The sequence below is a fragment of the Pelagibius sp. genome (genome assembly GCF_028281305.1).
Lineage (GTDB): Bacteria > Pseudomonadota > Alphaproteobacteria > Kiloniellales > Kiloniellaceae > Pelagibius.
In genome coordinates this window covers 1-24,922 of sequence record NZ_JANQKD010000031.1, presented here as the reverse complement: position 1 = coordinate 24,922, position 24,922 = coordinate 1, and the positions used below count along the sequence as shown (strand labels likewise).

At 66.3% G+C, this 24,922-nt stretch carries 23 protein-coding genes; 10 read left to right on the top strand and 13 right to left on the bottom strand.

Features of this window, described 5'->3' with window-relative positions; genetic code table 11:
- Window positions 1-91: 91 nt before the first annotated feature.
- Together Q0982_RS08095 and Q0982_RS08090 are read right to left on the bottom strand one after the other, a co-directional pair.
- Window positions 92-850: a hypothetical protein gene (locus tag Q0982_RS08095; RefSeq protein WP_299393988.1), complete on the bottom strand. Its 759-nt coding sequence runs from the start codon at window positions 848-850 to the stop codon at window positions 92-94.
- Between the two features lie 99 nt (window positions 851-949).
- On the bottom strand, window positions 950-2,164 hold the full coding sequence (locus tag Q0982_RS08090; protein WP_299393987.1) for an RtcB family protein: 1,215 nt from the start codon (window positions 2,162-2,164) through the stop codon (window positions 950-952).
- Window positions 2,165-2,689: 525 nt separating this feature from the next.
- Between Q0982_RS08090 and Q0982_RS08085 the strand changes: the two genes are divergently transcribed.
- Window positions 2,690-3,298 (top strand): TetR/AcrR family transcriptional regulator, encoded by a 609-nt coding sequence (locus Q0982_RS08085; RefSeq protein WP_299393984.1) that lies wholly within the window; start codon window positions 2,690-2,692, stop codon window positions 3,296-3,298.
- Window positions 3,299-3,304: 6 nt separating this feature from the next.
- Here Q0982_RS08085 and Q0982_RS08080 read toward each other — a convergent pair whose 3' ends face one another.
- Window positions 3,305-4,126, bottom strand: coding sequence for a lysophospholipid acyltransferase family protein (locus Q0982_RS08080; RefSeq protein WP_299393982.1), 822 nt, complete (start codon window positions 4,124-4,126; stop codon window positions 3,305-3,307).
- A 400-nt stretch (window positions 4,127-4,526) separates the two neighbouring features.
- Between Q0982_RS08080 and Q0982_RS08075 the strand changes: the two genes are divergently transcribed.
- Window positions 4,527-6,023, top strand: a complete 1,497-nt coding sequence (locus Q0982_RS08075) for a PAS domain-containing sensor histidine kinase (protein WP_299393980.1) — start codon at window positions 4,527-4,529, stop codon at window positions 6,021-6,023.
- A 169-nt stretch (window positions 6,024-6,192) separates the two neighbouring features.
- On the top strand, window positions 6,193-6,909 hold the full coding sequence (locus Q0982_RS08070; protein ID WP_299393979.1) for a hypothetical protein: 717 nt from the start codon (window positions 6,193-6,195) through the stop codon (window positions 6,907-6,909).
- 34 nt (window positions 6,910-6,943) lie between these two features.
- Here Q0982_RS08070 and Q0982_RS08065 read toward each other — a convergent pair whose 3' ends face one another.
- Window positions 6,944-7,507: a hypothetical protein gene (locus Q0982_RS08065; protein ID WP_299393978.1), complete on the bottom strand. Its 564-nt coding sequence runs from the start codon at window positions 7,505-7,507 to the stop codon at window positions 6,944-6,946.
- A gap of 112 nt (window positions 7,508-7,619) precedes the next feature.
- Window positions 7,620-8,246, bottom strand: a complete 627-nt coding sequence (locus tag Q0982_RS08060) for a GntR family transcriptional regulator (protein ID WP_299393975.1) — start codon at window positions 8,244-8,246, stop codon at window positions 7,620-7,622.
- Between the two features lie 65 nt (window positions 8,247-8,311).
- Here Q0982_RS08060 and Q0982_RS08055 point away from each other — a divergent pair, with 65 nt between their 5' ends.
- From Q0982_RS08055 to Q0982_RS08040, 4 genes are all read left to right on the top strand, one after another.
- Window positions 8,312-9,262: a D-2-hydroxyacid dehydrogenase family protein gene (locus tag Q0982_RS08055; protein ID WP_299393973.1), complete on the top strand. Its 951-nt coding sequence runs from the start codon at window positions 8,312-8,314 to the stop codon at window positions 9,260-9,262.
- A complete protein-coding gene (locus tag Q0982_RS08050) occupies window positions 9,259-10,029 on the top strand; it encodes a sulfite exporter TauE/SafE family protein (RefSeq protein WP_299393971.1) in 771 nt (256 codons plus the stop codon). The genes Q0982_RS08055 and Q0982_RS08050 overlap by 4 nt, the downstream gene beginning before the upstream one ends.
- Before the next feature lie 23 nt (window positions 10,030-10,052).
- A complete protein-coding gene (locus Q0982_RS08045) occupies window positions 10,053-10,289 on the top strand; it encodes a hypothetical protein (RefSeq protein WP_299393969.1) in 237 nt (78 codons plus the stop codon).
- A 117-nt stretch (window positions 10,290-10,406) separates the two neighbouring features.
- Window positions 10,407-11,612 (top strand): MFS transporter, encoded by a 1,206-nt coding sequence (locus tag Q0982_RS08040; protein ID WP_299393967.1) that lies wholly within the window; start codon window positions 10,407-10,409, stop codon window positions 11,610-11,612.
- 133 nt (window positions 11,613-11,745) lie between these two features.
- Here Q0982_RS08040 and Q0982_RS08035 read toward each other — a convergent pair whose 3' ends face one another.
- Entirely contained in the window at window positions 11,746-12,951 is a 1,206-nt protein-coding gene (locus Q0982_RS08035) for a poly(3-hydroxybutyrate) depolymerase (protein ID WP_299393965.1), read from the bottom strand.
- A gap of 209 nt (window positions 12,952-13,160) precedes the next feature.
- On the opposite strand from Q0982_RS08035, the gene Q0982_RS08030 reads away from it, so the two are divergent.
- A complete protein-coding gene (locus tag Q0982_RS08030) occupies window positions 13,161-14,039 on the top strand; it encodes a hypothetical protein (RefSeq protein ID WP_299393964.1) in 879 nt (292 codons plus the stop codon).
- Between the two features lies 1 nt (window position 14,040).
- On the opposite strand, the gene Q0982_RS08025 is transcribed toward Q0982_RS08030, so the two are convergent.
- From Q0982_RS08025 to Q0982_RS08015, 3 genes are all read right to left on the bottom strand, one after another.
- Window positions 14,041-15,138: a 4-oxalomesaconate tautomerase gene (locus Q0982_RS08025; RefSeq protein WP_299393961.1), complete on the bottom strand. Its 1,098-nt coding sequence runs from the start codon at window positions 15,136-15,138 to the stop codon at window positions 14,041-14,043.
- 138 nt (window positions 15,139-15,276) lie between these two features.
- Window positions 15,277-17,301, bottom strand: a complete 2,025-nt coding sequence (locus Q0982_RS08020; RefSeq protein ID WP_299393959.1) for a tripartite tricarboxylate transporter permease — start codon at window positions 17,299-17,301, stop codon at window positions 15,277-15,279.
- 128 nt (window positions 17,302-17,429) lie between these two features.
- Entirely contained in the window at window positions 17,430-18,524 is a 1,095-nt protein-coding gene (locus Q0982_RS08015) for a tripartite tricarboxylate transporter substrate binding protein (protein ID WP_299393957.1), read from the bottom strand.
- 208 nt (window positions 18,525-18,732) lie between these two features.
- On the opposite strand from Q0982_RS08015, the gene Q0982_RS08010 reads away from it, so the two are divergent.
- Entirely contained in the window at window positions 18,733-19,401 is a 669-nt protein-coding gene (locus tag Q0982_RS08010; RefSeq protein WP_299393954.1) for a response regulator transcription factor, read from the top strand.
- On the top strand, window positions 19,398-20,771 hold the full coding sequence (locus Q0982_RS08005) for a sensor histidine kinase (RefSeq protein ID WP_299393952.1): 1,374 nt from the start codon (window positions 19,398-19,400) through the stop codon (window positions 20,769-20,771). Before Q0982_RS08010 ends, Q0982_RS08005 begins: the two co-directional genes overlap by 4 nt.
- 374 nt (window positions 20,772-21,145) lie before the next feature.
- On the opposite strand, the gene Q0982_RS08000 is transcribed toward Q0982_RS08005, so the two are convergent.
- From Q0982_RS08000 to Q0982_RS07985, 4 genes are all read right to left on the bottom strand, one after another.
- Window positions 21,146-21,373 carry a hypothetical protein gene (locus Q0982_RS08000; RefSeq protein WP_299393949.1) on the bottom strand — a complete coding sequence of 76 codons (228 nt, stop codon included), beginning with the start codon at window positions 21,371-21,373 and terminating at the stop codon, window positions 21,146-21,148.
- Complete coding sequence (gene tcuB, locus Q0982_RS07995; RefSeq protein WP_299393948.1) at window positions 21,373-22,476, bottom strand: tricarballylate utilization 4Fe-4S protein TcuB; 1,104 nt, start codon at window positions 22,474-22,476, stop codon at window positions 21,373-21,375. Before tcuB ends, Q0982_RS08000 begins: the two co-directional genes overlap by 1 nt.
- Window positions 22,463-23,848, bottom strand: coding sequence for an FAD-dependent tricarballylate dehydrogenase TcuA (gene tcuA / locus Q0982_RS07990; RefSeq protein ID WP_299393945.1), 1,386 nt, complete (start codon window positions 23,846-23,848; stop codon window positions 22,463-22,465). The genes tcuB and tcuA overlap by 14 nt, the downstream gene beginning before the upstream one ends.
- 316 nt (window positions 23,849-24,164) lie before the next feature.
- On the bottom strand, window positions 24,165-24,922 hold a 758-nt coding region (locus tag Q0982_RS07985; protein ID WP_299393942.1), incomplete at its 5' end, for an isocitrate/isopropylmalate family dehydrogenase.

Sequence of the window (24,922 nt, the reverse complement as noted above, 5' to 3'; positions counted from 1 at the left end):
AGACGCACGTCGTGATCGCGCTCGATGGCATCCAGCCGCTCGGCGATGAGAGCGCGGGGCTCCGCTGCAATAGGGGCATAGGCCAGCGCGGTCATGTCTTCCTCCTCTTTCTCTTGTGCCTCTGCGGCTTGGCGCCGTCTTCGATCTGATTGTCGTTCTTCAGCTCAAACTCTTTCAGGAACCCGGCAGAGAGCTGCCGCTTCTCCGCGGCGTAGCGTTGCCCGGCCGGGATCATGCCCTTGCGGATCACGTCGTAGACGTGGGTATCTCCGGGCCGCAGCGGTTCGTCGCGGAACTTCACCGCAAACCAAAATCCATCCAGGCGGTGAAGCTCCATGTCCGCGGCCAGCCGAACCACGTCCGGGTCGGCCTCCGCAACGCCGCGTTTGCGCTTCCAGGGTTTGGGATCGATCCCCCGCTTGCGCCAGTACTTTGCCGAGTCCTTCAGGATCCCATCGTTCGGATCGACGTAGAGATCTTGCGTCCAAGTATGAGGGTTGCCGAACTGATCCAGCAGTTCCCCGTCGCGCCCGACACCCAAACGATGGGCAACGAACTGTTCGAGATGCTCCAGCACGTGCTGCTTCACGGTATGCCTTGGATGCAGGTTCGCGCAGATGTCCGAGTAAACCTTTGCCCAAGGACGGTCGACCTGTTTGGCGAGATAGCGGCGCAGCGGTTGAAGGTGATCCGAAGAGAATCTCGAGTGCGTGTGGGTAAGCCGGGCGTGTCGTCGCGCGCCGATCTTAGTTGGTAGATCATCATGGCCGGCAAAGCGATTGCGGCAGCGCTTCGCCCACCTGCCAGATCGCGGCCGTTCGACGATCACCTTGTGCATGTCTTCGCGCATTGCCCTGTCCCCAATCTCTTTCCGTCGCCGGGGCCGGCGGCTGGGTGAGAACCACCGGCCCCGTTCCGGGCCGGCGATCCGCCGCCGCCGGTCCGGGTGTCACCCTTTCACGCAGACCACCTGCTTCAGGGTGTGTTCCACTGCCACCAGGTCGCGCTGGGCGGCCATGACGGCGTCGATGTCCTTGTAGGCCGCGGGGGTCTCGTCGATGACCCCCTGGTCCTTGCGGCACTCGACGCCCTCGGTGGCGGCGGCGTGGTCGGCCAGGGTGAAGCGGCGCTTCGCCTCCGACCGGCTCATGGTGCGGCCTGCCCCGTGGGAGCAGGATTGGAAGGACTCGGCATTGCCGAGACCGCGCACGATGTAGGAGCGCGCGCCCATGGAACCGGGAATGATCCCCAGCTCGTCCTTGCCGGCCCGGACCGCACCCTTGCGGGTGACCCAGACATCCGCATCGAACTGCCGCTCCCGTGCCACGTAGTTGTGGTGGCAGTTCACGGCCTCCTTCTCGACCCGGAAGGCCGGGAAGTGGTTGCGCAGAACCATGAGGATCCGCGCCATCATCACCTCGCGGTTGGTGCGGGCGAAGTCCTGCGCCCAATGCACCGCCTCGACATAGTCCTCGAAGAGCGCTTCGCCCTCCTCGAACCAGGCGAGGTCGCGGTCCGGCACCGCCGCCGCCCCGTCGCGCCGCAACAGGGCTTCGCGCGCCTCGGCAATGAAGTAGCTGCCGATGCGGTTGCCGATGCCGCGGCTGCCGGAATGCAGCATCACCCAGACCCGGTCCTCTTCATCGAGGCAGACCTCAATGAAGTGGTTGCCGGTGCCAAGCGTGCCGAGGTGGACCACGTGGTTCGCCCCCGCGATCTTCTCATGCTTGGCCTCGAGGACGTCGAGCCGCACGGCGAGGCCCGAAGCCTCAAAGCGCTTGCCCACCGCATCGGGGATGCCGTCCTTCCAGCCGCCCTTGACGCCGACACCGCCATGGGGCACGGCGCGCTCGATATCGCTGCGCAGCGCCGCCAGAGAGTCCGGCAGCTGAGCGGCGGTGAGCGAGGTCCGCATCGCCATCATGCCGCAGCCGATGTCGACGCCGACCGCCGCCGGCACGATGGCGCCCTTGGTGGCGATCACCGAACCCACGGTGGCCCCGCGGCCGAGATGCACGTCGGGCATCGCCGCCACGTGGGAATGGATGAACGGCAGGCGCGCGATGTTCTCGAGCTGGCGCCGCGCCGCATCCTCCACCGGGACACCCTTGACCCAGGCCTTCACCGGGGCGCGCCCGGTCTGAAACTCTTCATATGCCGCCATCTCTTCTCTCCTCGTCTTCATCCTGGCGGGTCCTCGCATCTCCCCGGGCGAGCCAAGCGGTGGGCCGTGCAAAAAGAAAAACCCTCCCGTGGCTTCTGCCGCGGGAGGGTCCTTGGTGTTTTGAACCGGTGGCGCTGCTTCTACAGCCGCTCCGGCAGGCCCTCCCTCAGGCGCAACAGAGTGAACGCACGATCGCCGTAAGCCATCCAAGGCTTGGCGCTCTGTACGCTCGTCTGATTAATGAGGTGGACCCGTTTCATCGTTCGTCTGTCTGTTGTGTGTCTGATATCGCTCTGGATTTCTCGCTCTGCGGCACGGTCGCGCGCCGCGAATTCCGGAGACGGTTATGATCGTTTCGGCTGCGGAAGTCAAGGAAGCCCGCCGAGCTGGGCCGCAACCTCACACTTATGTTCATGGCATCGTTGCTGCGCGCGGATCCTCCGCACACGCGGGAATGCGAATTTGAACGGCGTTCATCGGCTGTGCTAACGAGGGAGCTTCCGAACCGACTCGGCGGGAGACTCTGTGGGACGCCGTTCCGATCATTCGCGTGAAGAGCTGGTGACCCTGGCGGTGGAGGCCGCGCGGGCGATCATGGTCGAAGAGGGCGTGGCCCAGGTCTCCGCCCGCGCCATCGCCAAGCGCATCGGCTATTCGCCGGGCACGCTCTATAACCTCTTCGAGAACATCGACGCCATCGTCTACCAGGTGAACGCCGGCACCCTGCGCGCGCTGGCCGCTTTCGCGATGACGGCGCTCGCCGACAAGACCGATCCCCTGGAGCGTGCCGTCGCCCTGGGCCGCGCCTATGTCGACTACGCCGCCGAACACCCCCAGCCCTGGCTTGCGGTCTTCGACTTCCGCCCGGCCCCGGACAGCAAGCCGCCACCGCTGTTCGAGGAGGCGGTGGCGCTGCTTTTCGCCGTGGTGGCCGACTGCCTGACCCCCTATTTCGCCGCGGGAGAGGAACGGCTGCGCGATGCGGCGGGCCGGGTGCTGTGGTCGGGCGTGCACGGCATCTCGCTGCTGCATGTCACCGCGCGCCTGAACCAACCCGAGGGCATGACCGCCGCGGATATGGCCGAACTGCTGATCCGCAACTTCCTGCGCGGGCTGAAGACGCAACCGGATTGACCGGCTTCACACCTGCCGCTGCGGGGCGTAGGTCAGGGCGCGCAGGTAGTCGGTGAGCTGGCGGCGGTCCTCGAAGGCGGCCAGTTCGGCGTAGTCGATGGGCTCGCCGATGCGCACCGGCACGTCGCTGCCGATCTTGTTCACCACCTCGCGGAACAGCAGCGAGAGACGCAAGGTCATGGAGATCAGGCTGGCCCATTGGAAGAGCCGGCTGTTCTGCCCCTCGAAGAAGAACGGCACCACGGTGGCCTGTCCCTCCTGGATCAGGCGGCCGACAAACGGCTTCCACTCCGGATCGACCGCAACGCCGCCGGGCGGCTTGGCGGTGGAGACGGTGCCGCCGGGAAAGATCGCGATCGCCTTGCCGGCGGCGAGATCGCCCAGCGCCGCGCGGCGGGTCTGGATGTTGGTCTTCAAGGCCGCGCGCGTTTCGGCGAAGTCTATGGGCAGCATGTAGGGATGCAGCTCCGGCAGGCGGTAGAGCACGGAGTTCACGAGGATGCGGAAGTCGCGGCGCACCCGCGAGATCAGGTAGCCGAGCACGATGCCGTCGACCACGCCGAAGGGGTGGTTGGCCACCACCACCAGAGGCCCCTCGCGCGGGATGCGCGCCAGATCGCGTTCATCCACCGCCACATCGAGACAGAGACGCAGCACCGCCTCGGAGAAAAAATTCTCGGCGGCAGGGCCGCGGCAATAATCCTCATAAAGGCGCCAGAGGCGGGGCTTGCCGGTGAGCTGTTCGATTGTGTGGATCACCGTGCGCCGCCAAGGGGCATCCTCCGGCGAGGCGTAGGTGAAGTCGGTCGTGGGCGACAGAATGCTCATGGTGACAATCGGCAAGTCTTACGCCGGATTCGTGACGCCGATGCTGCGCTTTCGTGGCAATTCCTTGACGCCGGTCCTTGACGCCGGTCCTTGACGCCGGTCCTTGACGCCGCGCGCCTGCCCGGCCCCGGCCAGCGCGACGGTTTAGTGGCCTGCAGGACGGTTTCCCGGCTGATTGATTCACTTGAGAAAACCGCTGATTTCCGCCGTTTTCCGCCGCGCGTTAGGATTTCGTTAAGACTCTTTGGCTTGGATGGCGGGTTAGAGGCGCCATCCGGGGGCGGACCCGATAGACATACCGATTTGCGCGTACATGGGACGATCAGAAAAACCCAGATTTCAAACCCACGCCGCGCTCGCTTCTTACGATCTTCTGCATACCCCGTTGTGGGTTTTCGACGTGCAGCGCCATCGTATGTGGTGGGCCAACAAGCGTGCCATAGCCTTCTGGCAGGCCGACTCGCTGGACGATCTTCTGGCGCGGGACTACAGCTCCGACAGCGACACGGTGCGCCAGCGCCTTGCCCAGATCGTCGAGAACACACCGGCTGGCGCGGTGGCAAGCGAGACCTGGACGCTTTACCCCGGCAGCCACCCCGTCACCCTGCAACTGGCCCTGACCCCGATCCTCATCGAGGACGGGATCAACGCGATCCTCATCGAGTCCTCCGACCCGCTGGAAGTCAAAGGCGGCGAAGAGATCGCCCGCCTTCTCGAGGCGACCCGCTACACCTCTTTGATGGTCAGCATCTTCACGCCGGAAGGCGGCATGCTGTCGCGCAACCCGGCGGCGGTCGAGGCCTTCGGTACCGGCGGCGCGGAACCTGGCAGGGACGATGCGCGCCCGGCCCTGACACGTCATCTGGGCGATGCAGAACTGGCCACGGCCCTGCGCGAGGCGGTTCTTGCCGGGAACGGGTTTCACCAGGACCTGCGCATCCCCACCGCCAAGGGGCCGCGCTGGCATCAGGTCAACGGCCAGCGTGGCCGCGACCCGCAGAGCGGCGAATGGATCATCGTTTTGACCGAAACCGACATTACCGAGCGGGTGGAGGCCGAAGCGCGGCTCGCCGATCTCAACATCGAGCTGGAAAAACGGGTGCGCGAACGTACCGCCGAGCTGGAGCGCATCTCTTTCGAAGCCGTGGTCGCGCGCGACCAGGCCGAGGAAGCCAACCGCACGAAGTCCGAGTTCCTGGCCAACATGAGCCATGAGCTGCGTACCCCGCTGAATGCCATTCTCGGCTTCTCCGAGACGATTCAGCTCGGCGTCTTCGGAAAGGTCAACGACCGCTACCAGGACTACGTGGGCGACATCCATCACTCTGCCCAGCACCTGCTGAGCCTGATCGACGGCCTGCTGGATCTGGCCAAGATCGAGGCCGGCAAGATGAATCTGCAGGAAGGCGACGTGGACCTGCTGAGGCTCTTCCACGACGGATTCCAGATGATCGGGGCCACAGGTCACGGGCGGTCCAAGGCTTTTCGCCTGGACTGCGCAGAACCGAGGCTGCATCTGCGCGGCGATCTCAGGCTGCTGAAGCAGGTGGCCATCAATCTGCTGACCAACGCGGCAAAGTTCAGCCCGGAAGCGGGCGTCGTCAGCGTCTCGATCAAGCGCCTGCCAAAAATCCTGGAGATCCGCATTCGCGACGAGGGCCGGGGGATCGAACCCGCCATGCTCGACCTCGTCTTCCGCCCCTACGAGCAGTCGGCAACCGAAATCGGGCCGCGCGAGGGCACCGGCCTCGGCCTGCCCATTGCACGGTCTTTCGTGGAAATGCACGGCGGCACCCTGCACCTGGAAAGCAAGCCCGGCCAGGGTACCACTGCCGTGCTCAGCCTGCCGGTCGAGCGCATTCTGAATACCCAGAACCATGCCTCACCGGCGGCGTAAGGCCGAACAGATGCCGGGGCTCAGCGCAGCCAGCCCCATATATTACACAGACTTATAACTTGTTATTCACAAAAAATCTTAGACAGCGACTCCGACACTGCCTATGGTGTTCGCGGTTCGCTGCCGCGCCTTACAGGCGATGACGGTTTGTCTGGACCGGGGGAGTCCTTTGCTGACCAAACGTGCGATCACCACCTGTGCAGCCGTGGCCCTGGCCACGGTCTTCACGGTGCAGCAGGGCGAACACGGGCCGCTGGTGGTCTATAAGCTGAAGGTTCCCAAAGAGGCGGCGCGGACCGTCAAAGCGCCAGCAGCCAGTACGCCGGCAGCCAGTACACCGGCAGAGAGTACACCGGTAGCGCGTACACCGGCAGTCAAGGCGCCGAAGACGGTGCCGACGGTGCAGGTGCCGGCACTCAAGGCCCCAGTATCCAAAACCAAGACGCCGAAGCTGAGTTCCCTGACCCCGACGATTCTCGGGCGCGTCGTCATGCCGGCCGGGACCCGTCCCGACGTCAGCCCCGGCGTTACCACTGCGCCGTCCGCAGCGCTCGCGCCGCCCGTCACGGCGGCGCCCCTCACACCGACGCGGCCAACAGCGCTGCCTCCGGCCGCACCGCCCCCAACAGTGTCGCCTCTCACCGCTGCCGACCGGGCGATCGTTGCGCCAGCTTCCGCGACGGTACACGCCGGCTTCGCAAACACCGTCTCAGGCCCGGCCTCAAGCCCGGTCTATCGCAGCGTCTCCGGCCTGCCTGTCGGAGACTCTCTGATGAATGAAGAGACCGGCGAACCGCTGACCCTGGATGCGGTCCAGGACGTCATCGAGTGGCGGCGCGACACCGTCGACAGCCTGCCGCAGCTGCAAAGCACACCGCGCTTCTAGAGCCTCTCCGGTCTGGCCCAGCATCCCAAAAGGGCTAGCCCAGCATCAGGGTGAAGTAGGCCGGAACGGCGATGTAGCTGGCAAAGGCGAGCAGCAGGGCCGCGCGCACCGGCAGCGACTGAAAGCGCCGCCAGAGAAAGACGATCAGCACCAGACCCAGGGCCGCCTCGGCCAGGGAGACCAGCGCGCCATGGTGGGCCGGATCCCAGTAGGAGACCGGCGAGCGGAAGCGCCAGTCGCTGAACGGCCAGAAGTGCGGATGGGCGTCGTCACGATGGAACGGCAGGTCGAAGGCGAGATGCAGCAGCGCCGCCGCGGCAAAGACGACGGCAATGCGGCTGCGCGCCCAAAGACCAACGGCCAAGAGCGTCAGATAAAGCGGCAGCGAATTGCCGACGGCCACCAGGGTCTGCCAGGGTTCCTGCCAGTAGACCTCGCCCCAGAGCCTGGCTTCCGAAACACCCTGAACGAGGCGCGCCCAGACGAAGAGCACGAAGATCGCAGCATCGGCGACGAGCGCCCCGGCCAGGATCGCCAGATTGCGGCGGCGCGCCGCGGCGTCCTCTGCCGGCCGCGCCAGGGCGGCGGCGCCGATCAAGAGGTGGGTCGGCGTGTTCAGTGCGCAGTCTCCTCGGCGGGCCGGGCAGATCAGGTTAGGCTGCAGCGCCGCGCAAGGGAATGGGGCCGAAGGAAACGGAGGCGAAGGGAAATCACAGGATGTCCAGCCGGGCGCGGTGGGCGCTCAGGATATGGGCGCGGGCCAGTTCTTCGGCCTTCTGCGTGTCGCGCGCGGCGATGGCCTCGACCAGCTTGGCGTGTTCTGCCACCGCCCTGGCGCGCCGCTCGGCATCGGCCAGCGTGGTGCCGCCCAGCAGCAGGCGGTACTGCTTCATGTGCTCCATCTGGGCAACGAGATAGCGGTTGTGGGAGGCCAGGGTGAGGCGCCGGTGGAAGCCCTGGTTGGAGGCGATCAGGGCCTGGACATCCTCCAGCCGCTCCTGGTCTGCCGCCACCATGTCCTGCAGCAGGGCGATCTCCGCTTCCGTCGCATGCTGGGCGGCCAGGCGCGCCGCCGTTCCTTCCAGCACCTCGCGGATCACGTAGAGCTCGTTGATCTCGTCGTTGTCGAGCACCGGGATCACCATGCCCCGGTTGGGCTCGTGGCGCGCCAGGCCCTGGGCCTCAAGCTGTTTCAGGCCCTCGCGGATCGGCGTACGGCTGACGCCGAAACGCTCGGCCAGCTCGGTCTCACGCAGGCGCGTCCCCGGCGCCAGGTCTCCGGCTTCGATGGCTTCCACCAGAAGCCGGAAGATGTCGGTGCCGCCGTGCGAGGCCATGGTGTTCCAATCTCTCCTTGCCCTTATTGTATACATTAGCATACAATAAGGGCAAGAGGTGTCCCGTGCAGATTGCCGTTCTAGACGACTACCAGTCGCTTGCCCAAGACTTTGCCGATTGGCGACGCCTCGACGGACGCGCGACTGTTGCTTTTTTCGCCAGGCCCATCGGGTGCGAGGCAGAGCTGATCGAGACGCTGCAGCCTTTCGATGCGGTCTGCCTGATGCGCGAGCGCACGTCCTTTCCGCGACAAGTGATCGAGGCGCTGCCCAAACTGAAGCTGATTGTGACCAGCGGCATGAAGAATGCGGCGATCGACGTTGCCGCCGCCGCCGCCCGCGGCATCACGGTGAGCGGCACGCCCTCTCCCGGCCATGCGACCGCCGAACTGGCCTTCGGCCTGATCCTCGCCCTGGCGCGCGGCCTGGTGCCGCAGAGCAACGCTCTGCAGGCGGGGCGCTGGCAACAGGGCATCGGCCGCGACCTGAAGGGCGCGACCCTGGGGGTGCTGGGCCTCGGGCGCCTCGGCAGCCAGGTCGCCGCGTTCGGCAAGGCCTTCGGCATGGAGGTCATTGCCTGGAGCGAGAACCTGACGGAGGAGCACTGCCGCGAGGTCGGCGTCGGCTACCGCGACAAGGCGCGCTTCTTCGCCGAAGCGGACTTCATTACCATTCACCTGCGCCTTTCGGAGCGCAGCCGCGGCCTGGTCGGCGCGGAGGAGTTCTACCTGATGAAGCCCGAAGCTTATCTGGTGAACACCTCGCGCGGCCCCATCGTCGATGCCAAGGCTTTGGAGCGCGCGCTGGTGGGCGACATGATCGCCGGGGCCGCCCTCGACGTCTTTGACCAGGAACCGCTGCCGCCGGACCACTGGGTGCTCAGCACGCCCAAGCTGCTGCTCACGCCGCACATCGGCTATGTGACGCGGGAAACCTACGCCGTGTTCTACGGCGAAACCCTGGCCGCGGTCGAAGCCTGGCTCGATGGTGCGCCGATCCGAAGGATCGCGCCATGATCGAGTCGCTGCTGACCGGCCTCGTGACCGATCTGGGGTGGCCCCTGATCGCGGCTCTCGTCCTCGCGGTGATCGTCACATCGGCGATTCACGGCGCGACCGGTGTAGCCGGCGGGTTCCTGATGGCGGCGGCCATCGCCCCGATCATCGGGGTCAAAGCGGTGGTCCCGGTGATGAGCGTCGCCCTGCTGATCAGCCATGGCTCGCGCGCGCTGCTCAATCTGCGCGACTTCGACCGCAGCGTCTTCCTGGCGATCGCGCTTCCCGCGGTGCCCTGCATCGTCGCCGGCGCCATTCTCTACGGGCGCCTGCCGGCCGCGGCGATCGGCGTGCTGCTGGGCTGCATCATCCTGGCCTCCATCCCCCTGCGCCATTGGGCCAGGGCACGGGCGATCAAGACCAGCCGTCCCGCCCTGCATGCCGCCGGCGCGGTCTACGGCGGCCTCTCCGGCGCTTCTGTCGGGCCAGGCATGCTGCTGGTGCCCTTCATGCTGGGCTATGGCCTCACCAAGGAAGCCTTTGTCGCCACCCTGGCGGCCATAGCGCTCACCACCAACATCACAAGGGTGTCGGTCTTCGGCGGCACCGACCTGCTGGACGCGCAGTTCCTGCTGCTGGGCGTCCTGGTCGGCCTGGTCACGATACCCGGCAACTGGATCGGCCGCGCGATTCTGCGGCGCCTGACCAACGAGGGCCACAGCGGATTCATCGATGCCCTGACCGTTATCGGTGCCCTCAACTTCTTCTGGCTGGCTTCCCGTGCATGAGCGCGCGAAAAAAGGAGTGAGCGATGACCATGGATAACCCCTCCCTGGTGCTGGACCTCGTCGAATGGGTCGCACGGGAGCCGCGGCGCTACAGCGAGGTCATGGAGGCCTGGCGCACCTCCTGCCCGCGTCTTTCGGTCTGGGAGGATGCGGTCGACCACGGCTATCTGGCGCGCGAAAGCAACGCGGCCGGCGAAGCCCTGGTGACGGTGACCGATGCGGGCCGCGCTTTCCTGCAGCGCGAAGGACGGCTACACTAGCCGGGCCGTTCGTAACAGCACTGACATCGCCGCGCCACCAACGCGCCACGCCCGCTTACCGCCGGCGCCGGCGCAATGACCGTTGCTTGCTGCCGCGGTCGCCAGAGAACCGACTCCATGACGGCCCAGGCCAGCACCACCCCTATCAGCGGGTCCCTCCACCTGCCTTCGCTCGTGATGGCGCGGGTCTGCACCACCGCCATCTTCATGACCTATCCGGCCTGTCTCAATGCGCTGCTTGTCGAATGGCAGATGACCGCGACCCGGGCCGGCATCGTTCAGGGCGTCTTCACGGCGGCTTTCGCCCTGTCGCTGCTGGTTTCCTCCTTCCTTTGCGACCGGATCGGCGCAAAGCGCGTATTCTCCGTATCGACCCTGCTGTCGGCGGCAGCCGCCCTGCTCTTCGCCGCCTTCGCCCGCTCCTTCGAGACCGCCATCGTCTTCATGGCGCTCATGGGTCTGGCGCAGGGCGGCACCTATACGCCGGCGATCATGCTGGTCTCGGCCAACACACCACAGGCACGCAAGGCCTCCGCCATCGGCTGGGTATTGGCGGGCATGTCGGCGGGCTATGTCATCTCGATCTTTCTGTCGACGGCCCTGCTGGCGCTTTCCGGCTACGAGACCGCCTTCTTCGCCACCGCGGCCATCACGGTCTTCGGCTGGCTGCTCGGCCAGATCGCCGTCCGCCGCGCGCGCGAACTGCTGGCGGATGCAGGCCCCGGCGTCGGCACCTTCGACCGGGCAATGAAGAACCGCTCGCGGCTGCTGACCCTCGGCTACATCGGCCACTGCTGGGAACTCTTCGGGGCCTGGGCCTGGATCCCCGCCTTTCTCGCAGCCACGCTGCTGTCCGCAGAGGCCGTCTCGCCCATCGAACTGGGGCTCTGGACAGCATTGGCGCTTCATGTCTCGGGCTTCTTCGCGTCTTTCCTCTCCGGCTATGCCGCCGACCGTTTCGGCGCCCGCCGCGTCCTCATCGCCTTCGCCCTGCTGGGTGCCGTCTGCTCGCTTTCCATCGGCTGGATAGGGGACTTCGGCGTTGTCCTGATGCTGGCGGCAACGGCCGTCTACGGCTTTGCCACCATCGGAGACTCCTCGGTGCTGTCATCGGCCATGACCGATGCCGTACCGCCCGAGCAGTTGGGACGGGTGCTGGGTCTGCGCTCGGTCCTCGGCGTCGGCGCCGGCGCCCTTTCGCCGGCGGTCTTCGGTCTCGCCCTGGATCTCTCGCCGGCTGCCCTTGGCTGGGGCATCGCCTTCTCGACCCTGGCCGCAGGCGCCGCCGTGGCGATCGTCTGTGCGGCTTTGCTGCGGCACTAGAGCGGATCATGTTTAGACGGAAACACTTTGGGTTTCCGTCTAAACATGTGAATCCGCTCTATACCTAAGACTTAGAGCAGATTCACCGGGTTGGATGGATCGCTTTCGCGATTCCATCCAACCCGGATCTGCTCTAGGGATTGCAGGAGGCCGTCGAGAAGGTGCCCTCCGGGCTCTCGTAAAGCGTCGAAGAGCCCGCGAAGAAGCCTACCGGATCGCCCGAGCCGACGGCGCAGAGTGAGGCCCAGCCACAGACCTCAGCCCGGCCCTCGAACCAATGGCTCCAGTTCCAGGCGTCGTAGCTCTCACAGAAGGACGGCGCCGGATCGGTAAAGACAACGCCCAGCCGCGCCGCCATGGCGGTCACTGCCCGGATCTGCCGCCCGCTCTTGGTGTGATAAGAGGAGTCGTCGTAACCCCACCAGTCCCAACAGCCGTTGGGATTGCCGGGCGAGGCACTGGACTGCGGATAGAGCACGACCAGGCGATTGCTCTCGGCCCAGCGGTTGAAGCCGGCGGTGCGCGCGTAGAGGTCGCCGATATGCGCCGGCGTCTGCCGGCAGCCGGCAAAGGCGATGTGCAGGCGGCAGTCCGCGCCGTTGGCGCAGACCGCTGGGATGTAGGCGAAGCCGGTGGCCGCCATGCCGTGGCTTTCCGGATCGGGCAGGAACTCCGCCTGGTCGAAGACAATCAGACGGCTGGCATCCGCGGGTTCAGCCGGCAGCAGCGCGCCGTAAAGATGCTGCAGGATGTCGCCGGCCTGGTCGAAGCCGCAGTCATTGAGGAAGGGCGACTCGGTTTCGGCGCAGACGACGGGCGCGCCCTCGGCGATGAAGGCATGGCCGGCGGCAATGTCGGTCACCGCCTGGATATCCTGATCGACGATCCCGGCCTGCCGGTAGAAGTCCCGCGCCGCGGCCATCACCGGCTGCGTCACCGTGTTGTCCTCGGTCCCGCTGAAGAGATAGACGCGGTCGCCGGCCAGATCCGCCAGGGGATCGATGCGTCCGGCATCGGCGAGGCTTTGCGCCCGGGCCAGCAGCGCCGTCACATCGGGCAACCCGGACGTCGTTTGCATGCAGCGGTTCAGCGCCGTCAAGAGGTCCCCTTCGGCGCAGAAGTACGGGCCGCCGGCCACCACGGCGGCGCCGGTGATGCTCTTCGAGTGGGCGATGTGCATCTGCACCGCCATGTAGGCGCCGCTCGACAGCCCGGAAACCGTGGTACCGGCGGGATCGAGCTGCAGCGCCGGCAGCGGGTCGGCCGCCGCTGCGATCGCCGTCGGCAGGCAGATCCAGAGGCCTAAGGCCAAGACAAAGCCGCGCAGCGCAGCGATCATCGGCAACCCCTCCAAGCAAATGAAAGAACACGCAAGAGCGCCAGCACTCTATGGGCGAGCAGAGCCAAAGGCAGTGTGCATTTGGTGATAATCCTGTTGCGCCTCTCCTGTCACCAACGACCTTGCGATCATCCGAAAGAGGGCCTCGCTTGATCATGCGGGCGTTCGGCATAACGTCAAGAAGCGGTGCAACGCTCGGGAAGGGGAACATGGTGAGAATCCGACGGCTCCTGCTGCTCGCCGCAGTTGCAGTCTTTGCGCCGCTCGTTGCGCCGGCAGCTCAAAGTCCGGACGGCGCCGCCCTGAAGGACCCCGCCTTGAAGGCCATCGCCGATTTCGCGGACCGGATCTGCGGCCCGCTGGAGTCCGCGGGATCGAGCAGGGAACTCGAGGGCGAGATCGATGTCAGTGCGGAAATCGGCGCCCTGCGTCGCTTTCTGGTCGATCTGGGCGTCAGCGGCGCCGCGCGCCTGCAGGACAGCGAATACACGGGCCTGCTGCAGGAGGATCTTCTGGAGGATCGCCGCGATACCCGGAACTGCCGGAGCCGTGTTTTTGACCGGCTGGCGGCCACGCTGATCAAACCGCAAGCCAAGGCCGAGGAGCTTCGGATCGAACGGGGGTTCTTCCAGCGCTTTACCAACCGGGTCTATGGCTGGTCCGATTCCCTGAGCTGGCAAGGCGGCGGCAGCACCTATGGGCCGGATGGCCGTCTGATCAGCAGGGACATGCACCACGAGGAGGCGACGATCGGGCTGCGGCTCGACGCGAACAACTTCGCTGCTTTTGTGACTGTCACGGAGGCCTACAGAGCGGAGGCCACGAACCTCTTCAGGGTGCGCCCGGAGGACTGGAAGAGAGTTCTGGGCGAAACCTCGACCGCCAGAACCTTCCGAAACTGCCAGGGACCGGGCCGCATTTCGGAATTGAAGCCAATCGCGGACGACGAATACACCGTGACAATCGCCATTGCCGGGGACTGCGACCAGGAGTTCTCCTGCGAGACCCGCCCTTCCAATGCCCTGCGCTGCGAGATCGACATCGGCGGAGAGTTCCGGCTCACCAAGGTGCTCTCGCCGGTTCAGTAGCTCAGGCTGCCGCTCCCGGCCAGACGTCGCCGGGGATGGAGACGGCGCCGGCGAAAAGCTTGCGCGCGGTGCGCAGCAGGCCGGCCGAGTTCAGCGTGAACCGACCGTCGACGATTTCGTAGTCGAAGACCACGTCGATGCTGCCGGAGGGATGCTCGATCTTCACCGGCGTCGGGTGCTCGGGCGGAAGGACGGCCAGCCCCGCCGCCACCGTGCCCGGCGCCAGCAGGCAGGAGCCGGTGCAGATCGACCCGGTGACGGCGTAGCTGGGGTGGCAGTTCCAGGGCATGAAATATCGCGCGGCAATGGCGCCGCCGGCGCGTGGCGGGGCCAGCAGGCCGAACTTGGGCACCACGGACTGGGAAACATCGCCCAGGCCCATCTTCTCGCCCGCCTTGATGCGCAGGGGCTCCATCCGCTCGAAGAAGGCTTTGTTCTCGTCCAGCTCTTCGCGGCTCTCGGCGCCGGTCAGGCCAAAGCTCTCGGCCCGGGCGATCACCATGGGCATGGCGACATCGATGCAGGTCACCTCTATGCCGTCGATGACGTCCACCGGGTTGCCGGTGGGAAAGAGCGCACCGGTCTTGGAGCCCACCACGTCCATGAAATTGAGGATCACCGGCGCGGCGGTGCCCGGCACGCCGTCGATCCGCGCATCGCCGTCATAGCGCACATCGCCGCCCGGTGTCTGCACCACCGCTTCGATGCGGGAGCTGGTGTTGACGTTGCGGATGCGCACGCGCGTCTCCTCCCCTTCCGGCGCCACAAGACCCATCTCCAGCGCCGCCGGGCCGACACCGGCCAGGATGTTGCCGCAGCTCGGCGAGAAGTCCACCTCGGCCTTTTCCGCATGAACCTGGGCGAAGAAGTAGTCGACCTCTGCCCAGTCGTCGTCGGAGGGCGAGAGCATGGCGACCTTGCTGGTGGTCGGCCGGCTGCCGCCGATGCCGTCGACCTGCAGCGGCGAGCCCGCACCCATGGCGGCGATCAGCACCTCGGCCAGGGCCTCCCGCTCCGCCGGCAGATCCGTGCCCTTGAAATAGGGGCCGCGGGACGTGCCGCCGCGCATCAGGATGCAGGGAATGTCTCTTTGGACCAACAGGACCTCCTCGAACTTGGATCAACATGTTTTCTTCGGCACCGGCCCGCTCCCCCTCCCGGCCACCCACGCAAGTATCCTATTGGGTGGCCGGGAGGGGGAGTGGGCTGGAACCGCATCGACGCAAGTCGAAACACACTAACGCCCGGCGAAGGGCCAGGGCAGCTCCACCAGAGCCTGCAGCAAACCCGGCGGGAAGTCACGGTTGAGGGCACCGGCCATGACCAGCAGGACGCCGATGCCGCCGGCGGTCATGATGCCGATCCGGACCCAGCTCAGCCGCTCGCGAAGGCGCAGGAAGATCACGAAGAACAGCGCCAGTGCGATGACGAAGCCGAAGAGCGCCGTCAGCACCAAGAGCCCGACAAACCAGACCAGGGTCTCCCAGAGGCCGTGGGGCGCGATGGAGTCTTCGCCGCGGGACTCGCCGTCGGCGAAGAGGATGCCGCTTTCAGGGGAACGCCACATCTGCAGCAGCAGGATGAGACCGCCGATGAAAGCAAAGCCCGAGACCACCATGGGAAAGACCTTGTCGATCATGACGGAGAGCTGGGAGGTGACCAGGAACATCACCGCCATGAAGAGGGTCACCAGGCCGGCGAAGGCCACCGGCGCCATCCTGTTGGTGCCCGGGCGGAGGCGGTCCGCCTCCGCATCGCCGCCCGGCTTCTGCCGCGTGCCGAGCCAGATGGAGACCACGGTGATGACGAGCAGGACGATGACGGTCGGCGAGAAGATGTACTCCAGCCCCTCTCCGAAGCCGCGGCGGAAGCGGGTCAGGGCGATCTGGGTTGCCTGGTAGGTGTAGACCTCCGCCTGGTCGGCCAGCACGAAGCCGATCAGGAAGGCCGGGCGCGGCCATTCGAAGCGCCGCATGAAAATGCCGAGCAGGCCGATCGCCACCAGCGCGCCGAGATCCCAGAGGGTCTGGCGCGACTGGAAGGCGGCGAAGGAGATCATCATGAAGAGGAAGGGCACCAGCAGCGGAAAGCGGATGGTGGTGAGCTTTGCGATGCCGCCGGAGAGGAAGATGCAGAGCCCGGCGCCGAAAACGTTGGCCAGCGCCAGCGACCAGACCACAGTGTAGGTGATGGGCAGGTCGTTGCGGATCATCTGCGGCCCGGCCTCGTAGCCCAGCAGGATCATGCCGCCGATGAAGACGGCCATGGAGCCGGAGCCGGGAATGCCGAACAGCAAGGTCGGCACCAGGCCGCCGCCTTCCTTGGCGTTGTTGGAGCTCTCCGGACCGATGACGCCGCGGATGTCACCCTTGCCGAAGTTCTCCTTGTTCTTGGAGGTCTGCACCGTGTGGCCGTAGGCGATCCAGTCGACCACCGAGCCGCCGAGACCGGGAACAACGCCGACGATCACGCCGATGGTGGCGCAGCGGATGGAGAGGAAGATGTTGCGCCACCAGTCGCGGATGCCGTCCATCCAGCCGGCGCCCAGGCGCGAGGTTTCGGAGATGGCACGGTTCTGGCGCAGCAGGGAGATGATCTCCGGGATGGCGAAGATGCCGAGACCGATGATGACAAGCTGCAGGCCGTCCTGGAGGTACCAGAAGCCGAAGTCCATGCGCGGGCTGCCCTGGGCCGGCGCCTCGCCGATTGCGCCGATGGCCATGCCCAGGCCGGCGGCGACCAGTCCCTTCAGAAGACTGCGGCCGGCCAGCACGCCGACCATGGAAAAGCCGAGGATGGTCAGCATCAGCAGTTCCGGCAGGCCGAAGGCAAGGATCAGAGGGCGGGCCATAAGGATGAAGAAGGTCAGCACCACGGCGCCGAAGAGCCCGCCGAACAGGGAAGAAACGAAAGCCGCCGCCAGCGCGCGGGCGGCCTGCCCCTTCTTGGACAGGGGAAAACCGTCCAGCACCGTCGCCTGGCTGGCCGAGGAGCCGGGAATGCCCATCAGCACCGAAGCAAAGGTGTCGGACGTCGGGATCACCGCCACCAGGCCGACCATGAGGGCGAGGCCCGAAACCGGGTCCATACCGAAGATGAAGGGAAGGACCAGCGACAGGCCGGCAATGCCGCCCAGACCCGGGAAAACCCCGACCGAAAGCCCCAGCAGCACGCCGGTGGCGAGATAAGCGATCTGCTGCGGCTGCAGAATCAGCGAGAACGCCTCGTTCAGCGCCGGCAGGGCGGTTGCGAAGATGTCCATGGGCGGTCCTCCCCCCGAGGCGGGTGGAAAGTACGGGAGTGTAAAGAAAGAGCCGGGCGCTGGAAGGGGTCTACCTGCGCCCGGCTTCGAGAGATGCTGGTTTCAGCGGAAGTATCGGCGCTGGCCGGTTACTTCAGCTCGACGCCGTAGCGGTCCTTCAGCCAGCCCTTCACCCAGACGATGGGCTCCTCCGCCACCACCGTGCCGGCGGTCTTGAAGGTCTCGGCCTTGGCGCCGGTGGCCTGCGGATAGACGCCCAGGCGGGACTTGGAGATCTGCGCAAAGTCCGGCCGCTCGATCACCGCCTGGAAGGCCGCTGTGTAGGCATCGATGATCTCCTGATCCGTCCCGTTGGGCAGGAACACCATCTTCTGCGCCGGGAAGCCGGCCACGAAGAAGGCCTTCCAGGCCTCCCAGGCCTCACCCGAGGGCTCCTCACCCTTGATCTGGGTGTAGACCTCCTTGAAGGTCGGGATGTCCGGGAAGGTCGGATCGCGGACGATGTTGCCGTCAGCATCCAGCGCACCCCAGGTCATGATCGGCACCGCGCGGCCCTCGTCGACCAGCGGCGTCACCTTGGAGAGGAAGCTGGAGGAGGTCTGATAGTCGATGTTGGCCTCGCCGCGCTCGAACATCAGCCGGCCGTCGCCGCGGCCCTTCAGGCCGAAGACCACGTCGACCTGCATGCCGAGCAGCTCGAAGGCGAGCTGGGGCACGAGATCAAGGCGCGTGGCGCCCTGGGAGCCGTAGATGAAGCTGGTGTTTTCGATGACCGCTTTCGGGTCTTCCTTCCACTGCGCGCCGAGATCGGCCGGCAGATAGGCGACACCGCCGGTGGCCGAGGCCAGCACCACGTTCCAGTCGGCGTAGTCGAACTTCACCCGCGGATCGCCGAGCAGGAAGGGGAACTGGGTCGAGCCGGAGGTGCCGAGGATGGTCAGGCCGTCGGGCCGGGCCCGGTCGGCAAAGAAGTTGGCGCCCTTGGTCGAGCCGGCGCCGGGCATGTTCTTGACCACCACCGCGGGCTTGCCGGGCAGCGCCTCGGAGAGCAGCGGCGCATAGAAACGGGCCCACTTGTCGGAGCCGCCGCCTTCGGAGAAGGGGATGATCCACTCGATGGTCTCGCCGGAGAAGTCGGCGGCCAGCGCCGAGCCGGAGATCACCGCCGCAGCCGCAGTCATGGCCGCGGTCTTGGCAAAGGAAGACAGGAAGTTTCGTGACATTGGTTCCTCCCATAGGGTCACACGCCGGGAGGCCGGAAAGAATCCCCATCGGGCCCGCGTGCTGCGGCCCCACCTCCCCAAGAAAACACCCACCCCCGGCACGCTTCACCGCGTGTTCTCGACAGGATGGCGAACATTTAGCAAGTGTGATTACATCGCGAACCTTTCATCAACCTTTCTTGTCGGAACAGGGAAAGTCCAGGACTTCATGCGCATCGCCGTCGTCGAAGACAATGAATCCCTGGCGGAAGCCGTCGCCGCCTCCCTGACGGACGAGGGCCATGGCGTCGACGTCATCCACGATGGCGGCGATGCGGCGCTGTTTCTGGGCCGGGAAAAGCCGGATCTGGTGATCCTGGACATCAACCTGCCGGGCAAGAGCGGCCTGGATGTACTCACGGAACTGCGCGCCGCCGGCTCGGCCGTGCCGGTGATCCTGCTGACCGCCCGTTCCGAAACCAAGGACCGCGTCGTCGGCCTCGACAGCGGCGCCGATGACTATCTGGTGAAGCCCTTCGACATCGCCGAACTGCTGGCCCGGGTGCGCGCACTGCTGCGCCGCAGCGCAAACAGCGACAGCCTGCAGATGGCGGTCGGCGATCTGGTGTTCGACCAGAGTGCGCGTCGGGTCTTCCATGAAGGCCAGCCGCTGGAGTTGCCCCGGCGCGAGTTCGCCCTGCTGGAGCTCTTCGCCAACCGGCTGGGCCAGGTGGTCTCCAAGGACCAGATCCTCGATCATCTCTACGGCACCGGTTCGGACGCGGAGGAAGCGGCGGCAGAACTCTATGTCCATCGCCTGCGCAAACGCATCACCGGCTGCGGCCTGACAATCCGCACTTTCCGCGGCCTCGGCTATTGCATGGAGGAGCAGAGGTGAGAGCGCCTGGCTCTATTCGCACCCGGCTGCTGCTCTGGCTCATCGTGCCGCTCAGCCTGATCGCCGTGGCCGCGGCTTCGGAGACCTTCCTCACGGCCCGCAAGACCGCCGACGAGCTCTACGACAAGACCCTGCTGGCGGTGATGCTGACGGTGTCGGAAAACGTGCTGGCCTCCGACGGCGATCTGCTGTCCGAGAACGTGCTGGAGGTGCTGACCGAGAACCTCGGCGACCAGTTCTTCTATCACGTTTCCGGGCCCGACAACGTCTTCGTCACCGGCTATTCCGGCTATCCGCGGCGCCCGCCGGACAAGGCGCTGGAGGGCGGTGTCCCCCTGTTCTACGACGGCCGCTACCAGGGCGACCCGGTGCGCGTCGTCGCCATCCGCCAGCTCGTTTCCGAGCGCAACCTCAACGGCTGGATCACGGTCACCGCCTGGCAGCGCACCAGCCAGCGCGAGGAACTCTCGCTGCGGCTCTTCGGCCACTCGCTGCTGCGCCTGGGCCTGCTGGTGGTCAGCGCCGGGCTGATCGTCTGGTTCGCAGTGCGGATCGGCCTGAAGCCCTTGCTCGATCTGCGCGAAGCGGTGGAAAAGCGCTCCTCCTCCGACCTCTCGCCGATCCGCCGCGCGGTGCCGGTGGAAGCGCAAAGCCTGGTCGAGGCCATGAACGCGCTCTTCAACAAGGTCCGCGCCTCCATCGACCTGCGCGAACGCTTCATCGCCGATGCCGCCCACCAACTGCGCAATCCCATCGCCGGCCTGAAGGCCCAGGCGGAAACAGCCGCTGGCGCGAAGACCGAGGCCGATATGCGCCGGCGCGTGGAGGGCATCGTGCGCTCCAGCAACCGGGTCAGCCGGCTGGTCAACCAGTTGCTGACCAGCGCGCGCATCCACTCCGCCCAGGCCGGGATCACCGGCCATGAGGACATCGACCTGGTGGAGACCACGCGGGAGGTGACCAAGCGCTTCGTACCGAAGGCCGTGAAGACCGATCAGGCGCTTGAGTTTCAGGCAGAGGCAGCGCCGCTGCGGGTGACCGCCCACCGCACCCTGGTGGAAGAGGCGATCGCCAACCTGATCGACAACGCCATCGTGCACAATCCGCCGGCGACCACCGTCACCGTCGGCGTCACCGCGGGCGAGGCCGGTGCCGTGGTCTATGTCGAGGACGACGGCGTCGGCATTGCCGATGAGGACCGGGAGAAGATCCTGGAGCCCTTCGTCAGCGGGGCCACCACCACCGCCGGCAGCGGCCTGGGCCTGACCATCGCCCGCGACGTCGCCGATCAGCACCGCGCCGTCTTCCGCCTCGCCGCCCCCGGCCCGGGCAAGGGCACCCGCTGCGAGATCGCCTTTCAGCAGGGCTGACGCGGGACGACGTTACCCCCTCACCCTCCCACAAAGGGGAGAGGGAATGAGAACCGCCGCACCGCGCACAAAAGAACCTCGCCCCTCATGAAAAACCCTCTCCCCTGGTGGGAGAGGGTTGCGCAGGCTTGGTAAGGCGGCAGCCGAGCCTAGCCGGAGCTGGGTGAGGGGGAGCTAAAGCGGCGCCACCCGAGAAGCATCTGCTGCTCTGAGTCAAACGGAGCCGCCGCCCCCTCACCCTCCCGCTAACGCGGGCCCCTCCCTCTCCCACGAAGGGGAGAGGGCATTCACCGCGCGCTATCTTTCTTCCTCTCCCCCTTCTTTGACGGATTGGGGGGAGAGGGCCGGGGTGAGGGGGCGCGGCGGCCTGACTGCTACTCAAACCGGTGCGGATCGATGCCCAGGGTTTCCAGGTCACGAGCGGCCGGCGGCCGGCCGTACTCCCGCGCGTCGGCGAGGCGCCGGGCGGCACCGAACAGCCGCAGGAAAGCGGCGGCCTGCCGCGGCAGGGTCCGCCACCACGACAGGGTTTCGGTGCAGGACTCACGGCCGTGATCCGGTTCGGGCAGCGGCCAGCCGGAGGGGGTGGGATGGGTGGCCATCACGGTTTGCGCTCCTCTGCTGCGTGGCGAACAAGCGCGGCGAAACGATAGAGGCCGTGAACGAACTTGCCGTAGGGGAAGCTCAGGAACAGGGCGAAGACGATGCCGAGGTGCGCGGCGAGCAGCAGGCCCATGGCCGGCGTCTCCCTCAGCAGGTAAAGGGCAAGACCCGTCAGGCTGGTGAGGAACAGCATGACGAGGAAGGCGGTGTCCATGCCGGAGGCGCTGGCGGACTTCACCGCCTGCGCGCGCTTCGCTTTCGCGACCGCGAGGCCCCAGGGACCGATCAAGAGGCCGATGCCGCCCAGCACCCCGAAGATCTTCACCGGCGAGTACCAGGAATAGGGCGCCTCCCAACCGAAGCCGTAGTGGAAGACCGTGGCCGTGGAGGTCGAGGCGAAGCAGAGCAGGAAGCCGTAGAAGGTGAGGTGATGGTAGAGCCGGCGGGTGTCGTCCGGCTTCTCGTCGCTGTTCATGCAGCCGGGCCCGCCGCCGTCGAGATAGCGCAGGCGCCCGGCGTCCTTCATCGCCTGCCAGAGTGTCGTGCCGTCGAGGCTGCCCTGCGCCCCGGTCTCCACCCAGAAGCGGCGCAGGCTCATGGCCATGGCCAGCAGGGCGAAGAGGAAGACCGTACCGAAGACCGTCACCATGGCGTTGTGGGGCATCAGCCGATAAAAGGCGCCTTGGCCGACGTGGGGATCGAAGAGCACAGCCGGGTCGTGCCAGGCGACGAAGCCGGCAATGAAGCCGGCAACGCTGAGCGCGGCCAGCAGGGTGATCCAAAGCCCGTTCTTTTCGAACAGCGGCGCCAGGGCTGCGGGCCAGGCGTAGCGCTGGTAGCTTTCTTCGCGCAGCTCGGCGAGCGCCACCGGCGCGTTGACACCGAATTCGTGCGGCGGCGCATACTGGCAGTCGTGATAGCAGGCACCGCAGTTGTGGCAGAGGTTGGCCAGGTAATCGACATCGCCCTGGTCGAAGACGCGGCGCTTTTCCATGGCCGGGAAGACCGCGCAGAGGCCTTCGCAGTAGCGGCAGGCATTGCAGATGCCCATCACCCGGGCGACTTCTTCGGCCTTGCCGGAGGCCAGCTCAATTAGCGACATAGCGCCCGGCCCCCTCACCCGCGATGCGCCCGAAAACAGCGCCGATGGTCATGCCGATACCGGCGAGATAGCCCTTGCCCAGGACGTTGCCGGCCATGATCTCGCCGGCGGCGAACATGTTTGGCGAAACGGCACCGTCGGCCATCACCATGCGCGCTTCCCGGTTCACCTTGACCCCCAGGTAGGTGAAGGTGATCCCGGGGCGGAGCTGATAGCCGTAGAACGGCGGCTCGTCGATGGGCCGGGCCCAATGGGTCTTGGGCGGGTCCAGGCCCTCGGTGCGGCAGTCGTCGTGAATCGTGTGATCGAAAGCGCCGGGAACGCAGGCGTCGTTAAAGGCCGCCACCGTCTCATCCAGTGCCGCGGGGTCGAGCCCCATCTTCACGGCGAGGTCCCGGATAGTGTCCGCCTTCTCGGGCGGGAAGACCGACGGCATGAAGAGTTCGATGGACTTGGCATCGATGATCACATGGCCGATCTGGTCGGGCTGGTCCGCCACCAGCCGGCCCCAGATGGCGTAGCGCTTGGGCCAGAAGTCCTCGCCCTCGTCGTAGAAGCGCGCGGCGTTCTTGTTGACCACGATACCGAAGGGTACGCAGTCCAGGCGGGTGACGATGCCGCCGTCGAACTTGGGCGCGCGGCCATCGACGGCCACGGCGTGGCACTGCTTGGGATCACCGGTCGCCTGGACCCCCTTGTCCAGCAGCAAACGCAGGACGCGGCCCTTGTTGTGGGGCGTGCCGCGGATCAGGAAGTTCTCCGCCGCCGGACCCCAGGCTTCCTTCAGCCAGTCGATGTTGGCTTCGAAACCGCCGGAGGCAGCGACGAAGGCGCGGGCCGGAATGAACTCTTCGGCGTGTTCGCCGGCCACCGTCGCGCCGAGAAAAAAGCCGTCTTCGATCTGCAGGTCGATCACTTCGGTCTCGTAGCGCACTGCGACGCCCAGGCGCTCGGCGGTGATGTAGAGGGCATTCATCAGCGCCTTGCCGCCGCCCAGGAAAAAGGCGTTGGTGCGCCCCAGGGAAAGCGTGCCGCCGAGGGAAGGTTGGAACCGCACCCCCTGCGCCTCCATCCAGTCCCAGAGGGTCTTGGACTCCTCCAGGGTGAGCTCAGCCAGGTCCCGGTCGGTCTCTCCTTCGGTGACCCGCAGCAGGTCGTCCATGAACTCCTCGACCGGATAGGGCCCGGTCAGGATGCCGTTGCCCTCGTCATGGGCGCAGCGCAGGTTGCGGGTGTGGCGGGTGTTGCCGCCGCGCCAGTCCCTGGGCGCCGCCTCGACCACCAGCACGCGCGCACCCTGCTTGCGGGCCATGATGGCCGCGCAGAGCGCCGCGTTGCCGCCGCCGGCTATGAGCACGTCGTAGTCTTCCACCGGATCTCACTGTCTTGTTGTATGCAAATGTATACAATCTAGAGCAAGAAGTCAAGCAGAGAGGGCGCCCAACACAGAAAAGCAGCCAGAACAGAAAAGCGGCGGGCCCAATGCTGGACCCGCCGCTTCCTGGATTGCGTGCGGATTGCCGGATGCGACCCGGCTCTGATCGCGCTTGAAGGAGAAACAGTCCGGGGTCCTTCAGACACCAGTCGGAAGGACCCCGGCCGCCCGCCTCCCTGTCGGGCCGGACCCTACCGGGCCCGGCCACATGGCGTTATCGCTGGGCTAATGCCCTTGATCTACTGCCCTTCGCCTATTGCCCTTGACCCAGTGAGTACCCGGGTTCTCCGTCAAAGGTGAAAAGATGCTCGGTCTTGATGAAGTCGACGCCGCTAAAGGCGAGGCTCTTCTGCAGCTCGACGATCATCGCCTTGTTGAACACCTGGCCTTGCTTCGCCACGTAGCGGCAGCGCCAGTGATCGGTGCAGAAGGTCTCCGGCAGGCCTTCTGGCCAGACCTTGACGCCGCGGTTGGTGATCATTTCCAGCTTCATCAGCCCGTTTGCGGCACGCTGCATGCTCTCGGCCAGCTCCGCCAAAGGTTCGGTGGAGTGCACGAAGATGTCCACGCCCACCAGTTCCTTCCTGGCCGCGGGACGCTGCGTCGGCTCGGGAATGATGAAGGGCTTGGCATCGCCGCCATAGCTCGCCGCCGGGAGTTCGGCCGGCTTCTGGCCCAGGCGCTCGACCACGGCGTCGGCGAAAGCGTCGGTGCCGACCTTCTGCTGGGATACCCCCTCCTTGAAGATGTCGTAGGTGTGGATGCCGTCTTCGATGGTCTTCAGCCAGGCATTGTGAACCCGCTCCGCCACCTCCGTGCGGCCGAGGTGCGCCATCATCATGACGCCGGCCAGCAGCAGCCCGGAGGGGTTGGCCACGTCCTGTCCGGCGCGACGCGGCGCCGAGCCGTGGATCGCCTCGAACATGGCGCAATGGGCGCCGATGTTGGCCGAAGGCGCGAGGCCGACGGAACCGGCGATCTGGGCGGCCACGTCGCTGAGCACGTCGCCGT